Source organism: Nocardia sp. CA-129566 (assembly GCF_050956075.1).
Lineage (GTDB): Bacteria > Actinomycetota > Actinomycetes > Mycobacteriales > Mycobacteriaceae > Nocardia.
Genome location: NZ_CP192085.1, coordinates 2,634,128 through 2,651,169, shown reverse-complemented (window position 1 = coordinate 2,651,169; position 17,042 = coordinate 2,634,128). Strand labels below are relative to the sequence as shown.

Sequence of the window (17,042 nt, the reverse complement as noted above, 5' to 3'; positions counted from 1 at the left end):
CCGAACAGATTAGCCCGGCACCATGACTGACGTCCGGTGCCGGGCTACTGAAGAACTATCGTGCCGAGCTGCGTTGTGCTACAAGGTCAGCGCTTTTCCTTGATCTTGGCAGCCTTGCCGCGCAGATCGCGCAGGTAGTACAGCTTGGCCCGGCGGACATCACCGCGGGTCACGACATCGATGTGGTCGATGTTCGGGCTGTGCACCGGGAAGGTGCGCTCCACGCCGACACCGAACGACACCTTGCGGACGGTGAAGGTCTCGCGGATGCCACCGCCCTGGCGCCGGATCACGACGCCCTTGAAGACCTGGATGCGCTCCTTCGAGCCTTCGATGACCTTCACGTGCACGTTGAGCGTGTCGCCCGGCCGGAAGTCGGGGACGTCGCTGCGCAGCGACTTTTCGTCGACGAAGTCAAGGGTGTTCATTTCATCCTTCTGATGTTCGCGCGAGCAGAGGACCCTGGCGGCACTCGCGTACTCGACCGGTTCATGCTCCGAATAAAGGGGTGCTCCGTGGGCCGAAAGCACCCAGGGCAACCTGTGCATTGTGCCAGATCAGCGGGTCACCGGAGAAATCGACCCTGCCCTGCCTCGGGAAAAGCCCCGCTCAGCGGGTGGCCGCACGGTGCACGGCCGCCGCGAGACGATCGTTCTCCGGGGCGCTGAACCCGAAGGCCGCGCGCCGCCGAGTGTAGCCATAGGCCAGTCCGCTGCGCGGATCCGCGAAACCGTTGCCGACGGCCCGCGATGTCACATTCGCGGCATTCGTTCAGTCATCTCTTCGAGCGACGTCGAGGAGACCTTTGTGGACGAAAACGATTTGGCCGACCGATTCGAGGCGCATCGCCCGCACCTGATCGCGGTGGCCTATCGCATGCTCGGTTCGCTGAGCGAGGCCGAGGATGCGGTACAGGAGGGCTGGTTACGACTGTCCCGGGCCGACACCGGCGAGATCGACAATCTCGGCGGGTGGTTGACCACGACCGTCGGACGCATCTGCCTGGACATATTGCGCTCGCGCAAGATCCGGCGCGAGGAGGTCTTCGAGGCCCGCCTACCCGATCCGATCATCACTGCCGATGACGGCACGCAGCCGGAACAGCAAGCGGTGCTCAGCGATTCGGTCGGTCTGGCGCTACTCGTCGTACTGGACTCACTGAATCCCGCGGAGCGCGTCACCTTCGTACTGCACGATATGTTCGCGGTGCCCTTCGATCAGATCGGTCCGATCATCGGCAAGTCCGCGGCCGCGGCCAAGATGATGGCGAGCCGCGCCCGCCGCAGAGTCCAAGGCCAGGCCCCGCGCCCCGATAAGGACCTGCCTCGGCAACGCAAGGTCGTCGACGCCTTCCTCGCAGCCGCCCGCGGCGGCGAATTCGAAGCCCTACTGACCATTCTCGACCCCGACGTAGTGCTGCGCGCCGACGCCGGAGCCCTCTTCCCCGGCATGCGCATCCTGCACGGCGCAACCGCAGTAGCCGGTCAACTCGACACCTTCCACCGCGCCGCCAACGCCACCATCTCCCACCCAGTCCTCGTCAACGGCCACCCCGCCCTACTCAACACCATCAACGGCACCCCCATCTCCCTCCTCGCCTTCACCATCACCAACAACAAAATCACCACCATCGACCTCCTCTCCGATCCCACCCGCCTCCCCCAACCCACCCCGTGAGAATGCGCTGGTGCAGGCAAACGTCGAGAACACCCGTGCACAACTCATTCTCGTGAACTCGGGACACTAGGGGTGGTGGGAGTGGTCGGACATGGGGAGGTGCCAGTGGGCGGGGGCGGGTGGGGCGGGGACTACGGTGCGGGCCAGTTCGGCTTCGGCGGCCTCGCGGACGTGGACTACGTCGGGTTTTCCTGCGACCAGGTCTTGGACGAAGATCTTCGCTCGGATCACTGGGCGGCGGTATCGGCGTTCGCGGACGATCGCGCGGTACATCAGTCGTCGCTTGCCGGGATAGCGCCAGCGGGCCCATGGTGCGCCCGGTCGGCTCAGGCGTAGTGCGCCTACGACGAGTAGGGGTAGGAAGAACATGCCGAACAGGCCGGTCCAGATCTTGCCTTTCGCGATGACGATGGCCGCGAGCCCGAGGTTCACCACCGCGAAAACGACGATGAAGATCCGGACCTGGATGCTGGGGTCGCGGCGGAAGTCATTGATATCCAATAACCACAGCGGATGGAAGCCGAGCAGTAGCAGTCCCGTCACGGCGAGCGCGACGAAGACCGCGTCGACCGAGGTGCGGCCCTGTTCCTCCCAGTACACATCGCGCAGGTAGAAGATCAGCGCGAATTCGTCGAGTGTCAGGGCCGCACCGACACCGAAGGCGGCGGCGAGCAGGCTCGCGGTGAGCGTATCGGCGTTCTGGTACGTCGTGACCAGCCCGATGCCGGACAACAGCACGAGGATGACCCCGAACACCATGTGGTGGATGTGCACGCCGCCGGAGCGCAGATTTCCGGGCCACCAGCGGACCTGCTTGCGGATCAACCGGACGCTGAGCCGGATCAGTAGGAACCCGACGATGAACCCGAGCAGAAAGCACAGCAGCGGCAGACGACCATGCGCGATCACATCATCTTCGAGCCACCGTCGCATGGCCGCCTACAACCTCCGCCCGTATCGCCCTACTGTCCGAAACCTGCCCGGCGCAGCGCATCCGCCATCGAACCGCTCGGCGCGGGTGCGTTGCGGCGCTGGTTGCCCTGGTTGCGGCCCTGATTCTGCTGGCGTCCCTGACCCTGCTGCTTACCCTGACCATTCTGCCGCTGCCCGCCGCGATCGGGTCCGCCCCGACCACCCTGGCCACGGCCGCGACCGCCGTCGGCCTTGGCCGCACCCGGTTCGTCGTCCAGCCGCAGCGACAGCCCGATGCGCTGACGCGCGACATCGACCTCGAGCACCTTCACCTTGACGACGTCGCCGGACTTCACGACCTCACGCGGATCCTTGACGAAGTTGTGCGACATGGCCGAGACGTGCACGAGTCCGTCCTGATGCACGCCGACATCGACGAAGGCACCGAAGGCGGCCACATTGGTGACCACACCCTCGAGCACCATGCCCGGTTCGAGGTCGGCGACCTTCTCCACACCCGCCGCGAATTCGGCGGTCTTGAACTCCGGACGCGGGTCGCGGCCCGGCTTCTCGAGTTCGGTGATGATGTCGGTGACGGTGGGGATACCGAACTTCTCGTCGGTGAAATCGGCGGGCTTCAGCGCGCGCAGTGTCGTGGTGTTGCCGATCAGTTCCGACATGCCGCGTCCGGTCGATTCCAGGATGCGCCGCACCACCGGATAGGCCTCGGGGTGCACGGCGGAGGTGTCGAGCGGATCGTCACCGCCGCGGATGCGCAGGAAGCCCGCGCACTGTTCGAAGGCCTTCGGGCCCAGGCGCGGCACATTCAGCAGCGCGGTGCGGCTGCGGAACGGACCGTGCTGATCACGGTGCGCCACAATGCTTTCGGCGATCGAGTTGGCGATGCCTGATACTCGCGACAGCAGCGGCACCGACGCGGTGTTGACATCGACACCGACCGCGTTCACCGCATCCTCGACCACCGCGCCGAGCGAGCGGGCCAGCAGCGTTTCGGAGACATCGTGCTGGTACTGGCCGACCCCGATGGACTTCGGGTCGATCTTCACCAGCTCGGCCAGCGGGTCCTGCAGGCGGCGGGCGATCGATACCGCACCGCGCAGCGAGACGTCCATATCCGGTAGTTCCTGCGAGGCGTAGGCCGATGCCGAGTACACCGACGCGCCCGCCTCGGACACCACGATCTTCGTCGGCTTGTTCTCCGGAATGCGCGAGATCAGTTCGGCGGCAAGGGCATCGGTCTCGCGCGAGGCGGTGCCATTGCCGATGGCGATGAGCTCGACGCCGAACCGGGCCACCAGCGCACCGAGTACGGCAAGGGACTTTTCGGTCTGCCCCTGCGGCTTGTGCGGGTAGATGACCTCGGTGGCGACGACCTTGCCGGTCGCATCGACGACCGCGACCTTCACGCCGGTGCGGTAGCCCGGATCCAGGCCCATGGTGGCGCGGGTGCCCGCGGGTGCGGCGAGCAGCAGGTCACGCAGGTTCGCGGCGAAGACATCGACGGCATCCTTCTCGGCCGCCTGACGCAGCCGCATGCGGGTGTCGATGCCAAGGCTCACTTGCAGTTTCGTGCGCCACGCCCAGCGCACCGTGTCCAGCAGCCAGTTATCGGCGGCCCGGCCCCGATCGGCGATATCGAACTTCACCGCGATTCGGCCCTCGTAAATCGACCGCTCGCCGGGCTCGAGTTCTTCGGTATCGGGTTCGAGCTGCAGTTGCAGGATTTCTTCCTTCTCGCCGCGCAGCAACGCGAGGATCCGGTGTGAGGGCAGTTTGCTGAACGGCTCGCTGAACTCGAAGTAGTCGGCGAACTTCGCGCCCGCCTCCTCCTTGCCCGCGCGCACGCTCGAGCTGACCTGACCGCGGTTCCACATCAGCTCGCGCAGTTCACCGACCAGGTCGGCGTCCTCGGCGAAACGCTCGACCAGGATGGCGCGGGCGCCGTCGAGCTGTTCGGCGGTGTACTGCGCCGGATCGGTGGTCGGATCTCCGATCAGCGCGTCGGCGACCGGCTCGTGACCGGCCTCGCGGGCGATCTGCGCCTTGGTGCGCCGCTTCGGCTTGTACGGCAGGTAGATGTCCTCGAGGCGAGCCTTGGTCTCGGCCATCATCAACTGCCCGAGCAGTACGTCGTCGAGTTTGCCCTGGCCCTTGATGGATTCGATGATCGCGCCGCGGCGCTCGTCGAGTTCGCGCAGATAGGTCAGGCGCTCATCGAGCTGGCGGAGCTGGGCGTCATCGAGGCCGCCGGTGACCTCTTTTCGGTACCGCGCGATGAAGGGCACGGTCGAGCCCGCATCCAGCAGCTCGACGGCGGCGCGGACCTGACTCTCGCGCACGCCGAGCTCATCGGCGATGCGCTGGCCCACGCTGGCCAGCACTCTGGTCGCGGCCGGTGCGGCGGCGGTCGTGTCGGTGTTCGTCGCTGAACTGGCGATCTCGGGCGCTGTCGTCACGCCCGAGACACTACCGTTGTCGCCTGACAAACGGCCCACGCCCAGGTAAACCGGTACGGGCACGCCCGAATTGCGCGTGTCACCGTCGGTCGGGCAGGTCGAGCATGGCCTTGGACAGCTCACGCTCCCCCGCCACCCCGGGCGGTCGTGAGGTGCTCGAACGGTGTCGTCGCGGGCCGACAGTCGAGCAGTTGGCGGAGTTTTGGACGTCCTCGGCGAGTTGCCCGTGTACTCCCGAAATCAGCAGTCACTCGGTCTGCGCGCCTCCGAAGAGGCGAGCATTGCCGCAGCCAGCTCACGCATTTCAGCCTTGCGGATCTTGCCCGTGACGGTCATCGGGAACTCCTCGACGACGTGCACGTAGCGCGGAATCTTGAAGTGCGCGAGCCGGCCGGTGCAGAATGCGCGGACCGCGTCGGCGTCCAATGGTGTTGTGCCGTCCTTCATTCGGATCCAGACCATCAGCTCCTCGCCGTATTTCGGATCGGGGACGCCGATCACCTGGGCGTCGAGGATGTCCGGATGGGTGTAGAGGAACTCCTCGATCTCACGCGGGTAGATATTCTCACCGCCGCGGATCACCATGTCCTTGATCCGGCCGGTGATGGCGAGGTATCCGTCGTCGTCCATGACGCCGATATCGCCGGTATGCATCCAGCGGGCGGCATCGATGGCCTCGGCGGTCTTCTCCGGTTCGGACCAGTAGCCGAGCATCACCGAATAGCCCCGGGTGCACAGTTCACCGGGTGCACCGCGCGGCACCGTCAAACCTGTTGCGGGGTCGACGATTTTGACCTCGAGATGCGGTCCTACCCGGCCGACGGTCGCGGTGCGGCGGTCGATGCTGTCATCGCGGCGGGTCTGCGTCGATACCGGGGAGGTTTCGGTCATGCCGTAACAGATGCACACCTCGCTCATCCCCATGCGATCGATCACCCGCTTCATCACCTCGACCGGGCACGGCGATCCGGCCATGATGCCGGTGCGCAGACTGGACAGGTCGACATCGGTGCCCGAATCCAGCTCCGCGAGCATCGCGATGAACATCGTCGGCACGCCGTAGAGCGAGGAACACCGCTCCGCCGCGACCGCGCCCAAGGTTGCCATCGGATCGAACGAAGGTGCCGGAATCACCACGGCCGCACCATGACTGGTGCTCGCCAGGTTGCCCATGACCATTCCGAAGCAGTGGTAGAACGGCACCGGCACGCAGATCCGGTCCTGTTCGGTGTAGCCGCAGAGTTCGCCGACGAAGTAGCCGTTATTGAGGATGTTGTGGTGACTGAGCGTCGCCCCCTTGGGGAAACCCGTTGTGCCGGAGGTGTATTGGATATTGATGGGGTCGTCCATGGACAGCGTCGCGGCGATCGCCGCAAGTCGCTCGGCATCGATATCGGTCCGTGCCACCGCATCCCATTCGGGCGTGCCGAGCACCAGTACCTGCTCCAGACCCGGACACGCCGGGCGTACCTGCTCGATCATGGCGACGTAGTTCGAGGTCTTGAACTCCGGCGCGGCGATCAGCAGACACACGCCGGCCTGGCGCAGTACGTACTCCAGTTCGCTGGTGCGATAGGCCGGATTGATATTGACCAGGATCGCACCGAGTTTCGCGGTGGCGTACTGGGTGAGGAACCACTCCGCGCAGTTCGGCGCCCAGATGCCGACGCGGTCGCCCTTGCCGATGCCACGCACCGAAAGCCCGGTCGCGAGTGCGTCGATCGCGGCGGCGAGTTCGCGATAGGTCCAGCGACGACCGGTGGGATAGTCCACCAGCGCTTCTCGGTCCGCGTAGGCGGCGGCCATGCGGTCGAAGTCGTCGCCGATGGTGTCGCCGAGCAGCGGGGTTTCCGCGGTGCCAGAGGCGTAACTCGCAAGTGTGGACATCACCGAACCCCCTGCTGCCGCAGGATGAACCGCTGCACCTTGCCGCTGGGCGTCTTGGGCAGTGCGTCCACGAAATGCACCTTGCGTGGATAGGCGTGCGCGGCGAACTTCCGCTTCACCAGGGTCTGCAATTCGGCCTCGAGTTCGGGATTCCCCTCGAATCCGTTGCGCAGCACCACGAATGCCTCCAGCACCTCGCCGCGCAGTTCGTCGGGCATGCCGACCACGGCGGCCTCGACCACCCGCTCGTCCAGTACCAGCACGCTCTCGACCTCGAATGGGCCGATGCGGTATCCGGCCATGATGATGACATCGTCGTCGCGGGCCGAGAAGTGGAAGAAGCCATTCGCATCCTGTGATCCGGCATCACCGGTCAGATACCAGCGGCCGTCGGCGGTGTAGCGCTGCGCGGTGCGCTCCGGAGCGTCGAGATAGCCGATGAACCACAGCAGCGGGCTGCGTTCGGTATCGATGGCGACCCGGCCCAACTCGCCGATCGGCGCTTCGATATCGGCATCGTCGGCGAGCACCGCACAATGCCAACCCGGCATCGTGCGCCCCATCGAGCCCGGGGGCGCGTCCACCCGCAGCGCATCGTGCCAGGAATTGCAGATGAGCATGCCATGTTCGGTCTGCCCGTAGTGGTCGCGAACCGCGATGCCGAAGGTATCGACCGACCAGGTCACCACATCCGGGGTCAGCGGTTCGCCCGCCGATGAGGCCCGCCGCAGCCGGAGATTTGTTGGGACAGCGGCGCTATCGGCGCGCAAGGCGCGGTAGACCGTCGGCGCTGCGGTGAAATTGGTGACGCCGAACCGCTCGAGCACCTGCCAGGTCAGCGGTGCGGAAAACGCGGCGTGCAGCAGCAGACTGCGGATGCCGGAGGCCAGCGGGCTCAGAATCGCCCAGTACAGGCCGTACGCCCAACCCGGATCGGCCGCATTCCAATAGACGTCGTCGGTGCGCACATCGAGGGAAAACTCTTGGTACGCATGGAATGCCGCGAGCGCGCGCACCGGAATCGGCACGCCCTTTGGAGTGCCCGTGGTGCCGCTGGTGAACAGCTGGACCAGCAGCCCATCGCCACCGACGGTCGCGGCAGCGGCTCGCGGGTCATCAGCGGAATACTGCGCGAGCACATCCGCGAACCGCAGCGGTGTCGCCGCCGGTTCCTCGGCGTCGCGGCCGGCAGTAGGCGTTTCGTCGCCTGTCTGCGCCTCGGCGCTGCGCCCCGCAGTCACATCAGCACCCAACTGCTCCTCGGCGACATGCTCCGTGACTGTCGCGACGGCACTGACTTGCTCCTCGGCAGCCGAGTTCGCTGTCGGCTTTTCGGCCGAGTCCTGGGCTGCGACGGTCGCTGACGCGCGACCGGTCGTCCGACCGTCCCCCGCGATGATGACCCGCCACGTCGGCGCAGTCGGGATGTCGTCACCGGGGACGAGCTTGCTCGCCTGATCCGCGTCCGCGATGACGAGCGAGGCACGGCTGGCCTCGAGGCGGAAGGCGATGGCGGGCGGGGCGAAGGCGGTGAAGAGCGGGACGTGCACCGCGCCACGGCGCCAGATGCCGAGCAGCGCCACCACCAGATCCGCGGACTTCGACATCAGCGTCGCGACTCGATCACCCGGCCCAACGCCGAGGTCGGCAAGGGCGGCCGCACAGCGCTGGGAGCGTTCGCGCAGCTCACCGTAGGTGAGGTCGGTCGAGGTCAGATCGGAATCGACAACGGTGAACGCGACCTGGTCGGCGGGGTGCCGGTCGCACAGCAGATCCGCCGCACTGGCGTCGGGTCCGCCGTAGGTCTCCAGTAACTCGCGCACGCGCGCGCTCAGGTCCGCAGTCATCTCGCCTCTCCTCATCGGTGATCCAGGCCACCTCGATCTCCAATAGGATGTGGGTCACATCACGTCCGGCACTACCCCCGAAAAGGGGTGAGTCTTTTGACCCACACCCGCGCCCTGCTGCGCCCGCGCGACGGCGACGCGCTGCGCTCCGAGATCCGCTGGGTGGCGACCAAGGCGGGTGTGCCGGTGGTATTCGGCGGCGAGGTGCACGACGACGCATTGCTGCTCACCGAATTCGTCGGCACCGTTACCAACGGTCTGCGCGGGCTCACCGTGCTGCGCACCTCCGGACTCGGCGGCCGGGTCATGGACATGCGCCGCCCGGCCTCGGTCGCCGACTACCGCAGTGCCTCCTCGATCACCCACCACTACGACGGCCCGGTCTCCGGTGAACGCATCCGGTCGGTCGTCGCGGTCCCCGTGGTGGTCGCCAACCGTTCCCGCGCGGTGCTCTACGCCGCCAACCGCGGCGGCACCCCGCTCGGCGACCGCACCGCCGATCTGGTCGTCGAGGCCAGCCGCCGCCTGGCCACCGAGATCACCATCCGCGACGAGGTCGACCGCCGCCTGCGCCTGTTGGAAACGACGATCCCCGCGCCCGATACCGCCCCCGCCATCGCCGAGGAACTCCGCGATATCAGCGCCGAACTCCGCGGCGCGGCCCGCTCGGCCGCGGATGAACAACTCCGCGAACGCCTGCACGCGATCTGCGAACGCCTCACCCGGGTCCTGGTCGGCGACCCGTCACCGGACGCCCCGCGCCTATCTCGACGCGAACTGGACGTGCTCTCCCAGATCGCGCTCGGCTGCACCAATCAGGAAGCCGCCCAACGCCTTTCCCTCAGTGCGGAGACGGTCAAGAGCTATCTGCGCAACGCGATGACCAAACTGGACGCACACTCGCGCCACGAGGCCGTGGTCACCGCCCGCCGCCACGGTTTACTACCCTGACCGGCGCTATCGGCGCGTGCAATGATCACTGCGTGATTCTCGGGTGCCGCGATGCACTCAGCGCCCGCCGGTGCAGAACCCTTCGGGGGTGTACTGGCAGGGACGCTCGCCGCGTCCTTTGTACTGGCCATGGTTGCTGCTGCGGCCGCGCTGGCCCTCGCGATCGGAGTCGCGGTCATGCGTGTCGCGATCCGCGGCGGCTCTGATCACAACGAGTTCTGGCGCACCAAGATCCGATACGACCATCATCGCGCCGCCGATGAGGGTCGAGGCCACCACTCGACGCACCGTCCCGAGCCCCGCCACTGTCCGCACAGTCACCTACCCGTCGTTTAACGTACCGTTAGTTAACGATACATTCGTTCACGGGTTGGTATCCGTACATTCGAAGACTTCGGTGACGACACCCGATAGGCCGGGCCGCAGCGCGGCTCAGTCGTGGTCGGCGAGCAGATCCGGACGCCGTTCGCGGGTCCGTGCCAGCGACTGTTCGCGTCGCCATGCGGCGACCTTGGCATGATCTCCGGACAGCAGGATCGGCGGAACATCCAGACCGCGCCAGGAGACCGGGCGGGTGTAGCTCGGGCCTTCGAGCAGCCCGTCGGAGAACGAATCCTCTTGGTGGGATTGCTGATTGCCGAGCACGCCGGGGAGCAGTCGGACCACTGCCTCGGCCATGACGAGGACCGCGGCCTCGCCGCCGATGAGAACGTAGTCGCCGATGCTGACCTCTTCGACGCGAACCCGGCGGGCGGCGTCGTCGAAGACGCGTTGATCGATGCCTTCGTAACGGCCGCAAGCGAATACGAGGTGCTTCTCGCTCGCCCAGCGTTGGGCGGTGGCCTGGGTGAAGGGCACCCCGGCGGGCGTGGGCACCACGAGCAGCGCGTCATCGGGGCACACCGCGTCGAGGGCCTCGCCCCAGACGGTCGGCTTCATGACCATGCCCGGCCCGCCGCCATAAGGCGAGTCGTCCACGGATTTGTGCACGTCGTGGGTCCAGCGACGCAGATCGTGCACGCCGAGCGAGATCAGCCCCTTGTCGATCGCCTTGCCCAGCAACGCCGTTCGCAGCGGCTCCAGATACTCCGGAAAGATCGTGACGACATCGAGTTTCATGCTGCCCCCTGCTTCTGGCGGGAGATACCTACTGATCGCGCCCATCGGCGTAGGCGCACGCCGCTACTCAGGATCGAGCAGACCTTCGGGCGGATCGATGACGACGAGGTGATCGGCCAACGAGACCGTCGGCACAATGGCCGTGACGAACGGAATCAGAATCTCCCGGCCGTCGTCGGCGGCACGCACCGAAAGCAGTTCACCCGCGGCCGAATGCTGCACCTCGATGACCTCGCCGACGACGGTGCCATCGGTGAGCTGGACGCTCAGTCCCTCCAACTCGTGGTCGTAATACTCGTCCGGATCCTCCGATGGCGGCAGATCCGCACTGTCCACGATGAACAGCGTGCCGCGCAGCGCATCGGCGGCGGTGCGATCGCAGACCCCGACCAGTTGCACGAGAAGTCGACCCGAATGTTCTCGGGCCGACTCCACGGTGAACTCACGGACTTCGTTGGACCGCGCCGCCCGACCGCGCAGCCGCGCACCGGGTGCGAAGCGCGCGTCGGGATCATCGGTGCGTACCTCGACGACCAGTTCACCGCGCACACCGTGCGATTTGGCGACCCGGCCTACGACGAGTTCCATCTAGGCGTCGGTATCGACCACGTCGACCCGGATGCCCCGGCCACCGATACCGGCGACCAGGGTGCGCAGCGCGGTCGCGGTACGACCGCCGCGACCGATCACCTTGCCCAGATCCTCGGGATTGACGTGCACCTCGACGGTGCGTCCGCGGCGGCCGGTGATCAGCTCGACCCGGACGTCATCCGGATTGGCGACAATGCCGCGAACCAGGTGCTCCACGGCATCGGCGACGACGGCGCTCACGACTCCGCCTCGCTGACGCTCGGCTCCGTCGTGCGCGCCGAGGGCGCAGTGTCTTCGGTTCGCTCGCTGCGCTCGCTCACGGTTACTCGGCAGCCTCGGTCTCGGCGGCCTCGTCCTTCTTGGCGGCCTTCTTCTTGGGGGTGACGGCCTCGGCGACCGGCTCGTTATCGGCGGCGGCCAGGGCGGCGTTGAACAGGTCCAGCTTGGACGGCTTCGGGGCCTTCACCTTCAGGGTGCCCTCGGCGCCCGGCAGGCCCTTGAACTTCTGCCAGTCGCCGGTGATCTCCAGCAGGCGCTGCACGGCCTCGGTCGGCTGCGCGCCGACACCCAGCCAGTACTGCACGCGCTCGGAGTTGATCTCGATCAGCGACGGCTCTTCCTTCGGGTGGTACTTGCCGACGTTCTCGATGGCGCGGCCGTCACGACGGGTGCGGGCGTCGGCGATGACCACGCGGTACTGCGGGTTGCGGATCTTGCCGAGGCGGGTGAGCTTGATGCGAACAGCCATGTGCTGTATCTGCCTTTCAGTGGTTGGTCACGGCACAATTCAGCGACCCGCACGGTCTGCGAGCCCGGTTTTGCGCTTGGAGTGTGTGACCGCCGCGCGGTACGTAACCGGAGACGGGCTGACACTTGTCCAGGAAGGACGATGGTCCATTCTGCCAGACCGGCCACTCTCACCTGAAATCGCGATGTCAGGAAACGATCGGCCACCCGGCGAGGTTTGCCCCGATGCCGCCGCTCAGTCGGCGGCGATGCCGCTCTGGAATAGATCGCGCGGCCCGGCGCGAGCCACTGTCGGCAGCATTCGCCTAGCCGTCAGCGGTATCGCGCGCCCGTTCAGCCGACGGCCGAGCGGCACCGCGCGCAATGACGTCAGCAACGCCTCAGCGCAGGTCCGCAGCGTTTACGGCAACCGAAACGGGCCCTGGGCGACCATCGTTTCGCCCGCCGCAGCGTATACCTCCTGACGGTATCCGCTCTCACCGAGCCGATAACTCCAGAAGCGCGCTGGCTTGTCGGGAAGTTCCACAATCCACAGGTAAGGGACCCCGCGCGGCCGCATATCCCGCGATCTTCGTATCGCGCTCCTCGCGGCTATTGGCGGGAGACCACACCGCGACGGCAAGCACCGAGTCCTCGGGCGCTTTCGTGGACCCGCGTCGACAGCCACAGGGCGCGGACAGCGGCCGAGCGCCCGAACTCGGGCAGCATCCGCGGGATCCCGCTGTGTCCAGACCCGGCCCCTGGAGTCGAGACCGGCCTAGCGCACCAGTGGCGCGAGCGCGCGTCCCGCGAGATCGACAGCACCGGGTTCGTGACCGGTGGTCACCATATTGACGATGAGGCCTTGGACACCACTGTCGAGCACCCGGGTCTGCAGCTGCTCGGCGACTTCGGCTGGGGTGCCGACGAATTGGCGGTCGGCGATGGTCTGCTCGCGTTCGTCCGCGGAGAGGGCGGACAGGTCGACGCCGATGCCGCGCAGCAGATCCTGCTGTTGTTTGCGCGCGCGGTCGCCGTCTTCATCGATCATCAGGAAGCAGAGGAAGCTGGTTTCCAAAGTCGCCGGGTCGCGGCCGATTTCGGCGCAACGCTGGTGCAGTGCCTCGATCTTGCGCGGGAGTTCGGAGGCGTTGGCGATGATATTGATGTGATCGGCGAAGCGGGCCGCCAGCGCGAAGGTCTTCTTCTCGCCGCCGCCACCGAGCAGGATCGGCAGATCGTTGCGCAGCCGGGGCTCGTTCATGGCGTTATCGGTGTGGTACCACTTGCCGTCGAAGGTCGAATGTTCGCCGCGCAGCATCGGGGTGATGATCTGCAGCGCCTCGTCGAGGCGCTGGAATCGTTCGGTAAAGGTGCCGAATTCGAAGCCGTAGGACTGATGCTCGAGTTCGAACCAGCCCGCGCCGATACCGAGTACGGCCCGGCCACCGCTCACCAGATCGAGGGTGGTGACGGTCTTGGCGAGCAGCGCGGGATTGCGGTAGGTGTTGCCGGTTACCAACGCCGACAACTGAATTCGTTCGGTGGACGCGGCGATGCCAGACAGTGCGGTGTACGCCTCCAGCATCGGATCGCTCGGCGCTCCGAGACCGGGCAACTGGTAGAAGTGGTCCATCACGAAGACGGTGTCGAAGCCAGCGGATTCGGCCTCCCTGGCCTGCGCCACCACGGTCGGAAAGAGTTCGCTGACGGGCTGGCCATAGCTGAAGTTGGGCATCTGATAACCGAGGCGAATGGTCACCGAACCGACCATACGCGCCCGCCGCCGCGACTTTCGGTTCTTGCTCGTATCAACCCGCTGACCTGGGCAGCAATGCGTCCGGACCGGCCGTCACACAAGCTGTAGCTTGCCCCAAACGCCCAGCGAGTACGCGGCAGAGGTCACCGGTGGCCGGTGACCGGATTGTGGCTCTTGACGACCCGGCCCCGCAGGACGACGTACTGGGGATCGGTGAGAGCGCCCGGGCTGATACGTGGATCTTCCCGGTAGACAACGAAATCCGCCGGTGCGCCAGCTTCGATGCCCGGTCGGCCCAGCCAGCTGCGGGCATTCCAGGAGGCGGCCCCGAGCGCATCGTGTTTCGACAGCCCGGCCCCGGACAGCGCCGCGATCTCGTCGGCGATGCGGCCGTGCCGGATGGAGCCGCCGGCATCGGTGCCCGCGAAAATCGGCACACCCGCATCGTGCGCATTGGCGACGGTGCGGCGGACCCGCGCGTGCAGATCGCGCATATGCGCGGCGTAGATGGGGAATTTGCCTGCGCCGGCAGCGATTTCGGGGAAGGTGTCGATATTGATGAGGGTCGGCACCAGTGCGGTGCTGTGCTCGACCATCATCTCGATGGTGTCGTCGGTGAGGCCGGTGCCGTGCTCGAGGCAGTCGATGCCGGCATTGATCAGCCCCGGCAATGCGTCCTCGCCGAAGACGTGCGCCGTCACCCGCGCGCCATTGGCATGCGCGGCGTCGATCGCCTCCTTCAGGATCGCATCGCTCCACAGCGGCCGCAGATCGCCCACCGACCGGTCGATCCAGTCCCCGACGATCTTCACCCAGCCATCGCCGAAACGAGCCTGCTCGGCGACGATATCCGGCAGATCGCGCTCATCGTCGAGTTCGATACCGAGCTCGCGGATATAGCGCCGCGGTCGCGCGATATGGCGGCCAGCGCGGATGATCCTCGGCAGTTCCTCGTGCTCGTCGACGAAGTGCGTGTCGATCGGTGAACCCGCGTCACGCAGCAGTAGCGCGCCCGCGTCCCGTTCGGTTTCGGCCTGCGCGATCGCCCCGGCCCGGTCCTCGTCTCCCCCGCCGTACCGGATTCCGACATGACAGTGCGCATCGACCAGCCCCGGCACGATCCACCCCGCGTCGCACAGGGTTTCGGCCCCCGCGACCGGCTCGAACGACACCACGCCGTCGTGCACCCACAGGTCACGCACCTCGGCATCAGGCAGAACCACACCTCGCAGATGCACAAGCAACCTCCTCGACGTCGTCGGCCGCGTCCAACCTAGTGCCGACACCCTTGACGGTCACCTCGTCCGCCCGCCCAACGTCTCAGTCGGCGCGGGCAACCGTCCAGCCCTTACTTCGCGCCGGGCACTTGGTCAGCGGCCACCCGGCCGAATCCATCGTCAAAGGCCGCGCGCAAGTCCGGCGCCGGGCAGCACGCGGCGCAACCCGTCCTGCGCCGCAACAGCATCGGCCGCGGACCGAGCCCTACTTCTTGGGGAAGTTCAGCTTCGAGATATCGAAACCCTCGAGCCCGGGCGGCAACTGGTCCAACCCGGCGGGCATACCGGACAGATCGGGCATACCGGCGGGCATGCCCGGCATCCCCGGGAAGCCACCGCGCACCTTCGGCGGTGTCGGCCCGCGGCCACCCTTTTTGCCCTTCTTGCCCTTCTTCGCATTCGCTCGCCGCGAGCCGGGCAGGCCCATCTGGCGGCCCATCATGGTCATCATCTTCTTGGCCTCGAAGAACCGGTCCACCAGCTGGTTGACCTCGGAGACCTGGACGCCGGAGCCATTGGCGATGCGCAGGCGCCGGGAGGCGTTGATGATCTTCGGGTTCGCCCGTTCGGCCGGGGTCATGCCGCGGATGATCGCCTGCACCCGGTCGAGTTGCTTATCGTCGACCTGGGCCAGCACATCCTTCATCTGGCCCGCACCGGGCAGCATGCCGAGCAGATTGCCGATGGGCCCCATCTTGCGAATGGCGAGCATCTGATCGAGGAAGTCCTCGAGCGTCATCTCGCCGCTGCCGATCTTGCGGGCGGCTTCCTCGGCCTGCTGCTGGTCGTAGACCTGTTCGGCCTGCTCGATCAGGCTGAGCACGTCACCCATGCCGAGGATGCGCGAGGCCATCCGGTCCGGGTGGAAGACGTCGAAGTCCTCGAGCTTCTCACCGGTGGAGGCGAACATGATCGGCGCACCGGTCACATTGCGGACCGACAGCGCCGCGCCACCGCGGGCGTCACCGTCGAGCTTGGTGAGCACCACACCGGTGAAGCCGACGCCGTCGCGGAAGGCCTCCGCGGTATTGACGGCGTCCTGACCGATCATCGCGTCGAGCACGAACAGCGTCTCGTCGGGCTCGACCGCGTCGCGGATCCCCGCGGCCTGCGCCATCAGCTCGGCGTCGATACCGAGGCGGCCGGCGGTGTCGACGATGACCACGTCGTATTGCTTGCTGCGGGCCTCGGCGACACCGGCCTCGGCCACCGCGACCGGATCGGCCGCCGAGATGCCGAGCGGATTCTCGCCGCCGCCGATGGAGGTGCCGGGATGCGGCGCGAAGACGGGCGCACCCGCGCGCTCACCGACCACTTGGAGCTGGGTCACCGCGCCGGGGCGCTGCAGGTCGCAGGCCACCAGGAGGGGCTGATGGCCCTGGCCCTTCAGCCATTTCGCGAGCTTGCCCGCCAGGGTCGTCTTACCGGAACCCTGCAGACCGGCGAGCATGATGACCGTCGGCGGGTTCTTGGCGAGGGTCAGCCTGCGGGTTTCGCCGCCGAGGATGCCGACGAGTTCCTCGTTGACGATCTTGACGACCTGTTGGGCCGGATTGAGGGCAGCCGAGACCTCGGCCCCCTTGGCCCGCTCCTTGATCCTCGCGATGAAACCGCGGACCACGGGCAGCGCGACATCGGCCTCGAGCAGGGCGAGCCGGATCTCGCGACAGGTGGCGTCGATGTCGGCCGGTGACAGACGCCCCTTACCGCGAAGATCCTTGAGGGCACCGGTAAGCCGGTCGGACAGGGATTCGAACACCGATCGCGCTCCTGATCTCGTGGGACATCACTTGGTATCCCAGGGTAATGGGACAGCCCA

At 66.7% G+C, this 17,042-nt stretch carries 16 protein-coding genes; 2 read left to right on the top strand and 14 right to left on the bottom strand.

What is annotated here, in order from left to right; genetic code table 11:
• Positions 1-86: 86 nt before the first annotated feature.
• Positions 87-428: a 50S ribosomal protein L19 gene (gene rplS, locus ACQP0C_RS11830; protein WP_011210681.1), complete on the bottom strand. Its 342-nt coding sequence runs from the start codon at positions 426-428 to the stop codon at positions 87-89.
• A gap of 181 nt (positions 429-609) precedes the next feature.
• Positions 610-756: a hypothetical protein gene (locus tag ACQP0C_RS11825; protein WP_433732972.1), complete on the bottom strand. Its 147-nt coding sequence runs from the start codon at positions 754-756 to the stop codon at positions 610-612.
• 51 nt (positions 757-807) lie between these two features.
• Between ACQP0C_RS11825 and ACQP0C_RS11820 the strand changes: the two genes are divergently transcribed.
• Positions 808-1,677 (top strand): sigma-70 family RNA polymerase sigma factor, encoded by an 870-nt coding sequence (locus ACQP0C_RS11820; protein WP_433732971.1) that lies wholly within the window; start codon positions 808-810, stop codon positions 1,675-1,677.
• 66 nt (positions 1,678-1,743) lie between these two features.
• Here ACQP0C_RS11820 and ACQP0C_RS11815 read toward each other — a convergent pair whose 3' ends face one another.
• The 4 genes from ACQP0C_RS11815 to ACQP0C_RS11800 all read right to left on the bottom strand — a co-directional run bounded on the left by ACQP0C_RS11815 (position 1,744) and on the right by ACQP0C_RS11800 (position 8,800).
• Entirely contained in the window at positions 1,744-2,610 is an 867-nt protein-coding gene (locus ACQP0C_RS11815; protein ID WP_433732970.1) for a hypothetical protein, read from the bottom strand.
• A gap of 29 nt (positions 2,611-2,639) precedes the next feature.
• The gene (locus ACQP0C_RS11810; protein WP_433734514.1) at positions 2,640-5,048 is read right to left on the bottom strand and encodes a Tex family protein; all 2,409 of its coding nucleotides are present in this window, start codon (positions 5,046-5,048) and stop codon (positions 2,640-2,642) included.
• A 258-nt stretch (positions 5,049-5,306) separates the two neighbouring features.
• Positions 5,307-6,953: an AMP-binding protein gene (locus ACQP0C_RS11805; protein WP_433732969.1), complete on the bottom strand. Its 1,647-nt coding sequence runs from the start codon at positions 6,951-6,953 to the stop codon at positions 5,307-5,309.
• Complete coding sequence (locus ACQP0C_RS11800) at positions 6,953-8,800, bottom strand: AMP-binding protein (RefSeq protein WP_433732968.1); 1,848 nt, start codon at positions 8,798-8,800, stop codon at positions 6,953-6,955. The genes ACQP0C_RS11805 and ACQP0C_RS11800 overlap by 1 nt, the downstream gene beginning before the upstream one ends.
• A gap of 96 nt (positions 8,801-8,896) precedes the next feature.
• Between ACQP0C_RS11800 and ACQP0C_RS11795 the strand changes: the two genes are divergently transcribed.
• Positions 8,897-9,751 (top strand): response regulator transcription factor, encoded by an 855-nt coding sequence (locus ACQP0C_RS11795; RefSeq protein ID WP_433734513.1) that lies wholly within the window; start codon positions 8,897-8,899, stop codon positions 9,749-9,751.
• 57 nt (positions 9,752-9,808) lie between these two features.
• Here the strand turns inward: ACQP0C_RS11795 and ACQP0C_RS11790 are convergent, their stop codons facing one another.
• From ACQP0C_RS11790 to ffh, 8 genes are all read right to left on the bottom strand, one after another.
• Positions 9,809-10,030, bottom strand: coding sequence for a hypothetical protein (locus tag ACQP0C_RS11790; protein ID WP_433732967.1), 222 nt, complete (start codon positions 10,028-10,030; stop codon positions 9,809-9,811).
• Between the two features lie 153 nt (positions 10,031-10,183).
• Positions 10,184-10,870 (bottom strand): tRNA (guanosine(37)-N1)-methyltransferase TrmD, encoded by a 687-nt coding sequence (gene trmD / locus ACQP0C_RS11785; protein WP_433732966.1) that lies wholly within the window; start codon positions 10,868-10,870, stop codon positions 10,184-10,186.
• Between the two features lie 63 nt (positions 10,871-10,933).
• Positions 10,934-11,458, bottom strand: coding sequence for a ribosome maturation factor RimM (rimM, locus tag ACQP0C_RS11780; RefSeq protein ID WP_433732965.1), 525 nt, complete (start codon positions 11,456-11,458; stop codon positions 10,934-10,936).
• Entirely contained in the window at positions 11,459-11,701 is a 243-nt protein-coding gene (locus ACQP0C_RS11775) for an RNA-binding protein (RefSeq protein WP_327101130.1), read from the bottom strand.
• Positions 11,702-11,783: 82 nt separating this feature from the next.
• Positions 11,784-12,209: a 30S ribosomal protein S16 gene (rpsP, locus tag ACQP0C_RS11770; RefSeq protein WP_355177470.1), complete on the bottom strand. Its 426-nt coding sequence runs from the start codon at positions 12,207-12,209 to the stop codon at positions 11,784-11,786.
• A 756-nt stretch (positions 12,210-12,965) separates the two neighbouring features.
• Positions 12,966-13,949 carry an LLM class F420-dependent oxidoreductase gene (locus ACQP0C_RS11765; protein WP_433732964.1) on the bottom strand — a complete coding sequence of 328 codons (984 nt, stop codon included), beginning with the start codon at positions 13,947-13,949 and terminating at the stop codon, positions 12,966-12,968.
• Positions 13,950-14,089: 140 nt separating this feature from the next.
• Positions 14,090-15,184: an amidohydrolase family protein gene (locus tag ACQP0C_RS11760; RefSeq protein ID WP_433732963.1), complete on the bottom strand. Its 1,095-nt coding sequence runs from the start codon at positions 15,182-15,184 to the stop codon at positions 14,090-14,092.
• A 244-nt stretch (positions 15,185-15,428) separates the two neighbouring features.
• Entirely contained in the window at positions 15,429-16,982 is a 1,554-nt protein-coding gene (gene ffh, locus ACQP0C_RS11755; RefSeq protein ID WP_433732962.1) for a signal recognition particle protein, read from the bottom strand.
• Positions 16,983-17,042: the final 60 nt, after the last annotated feature.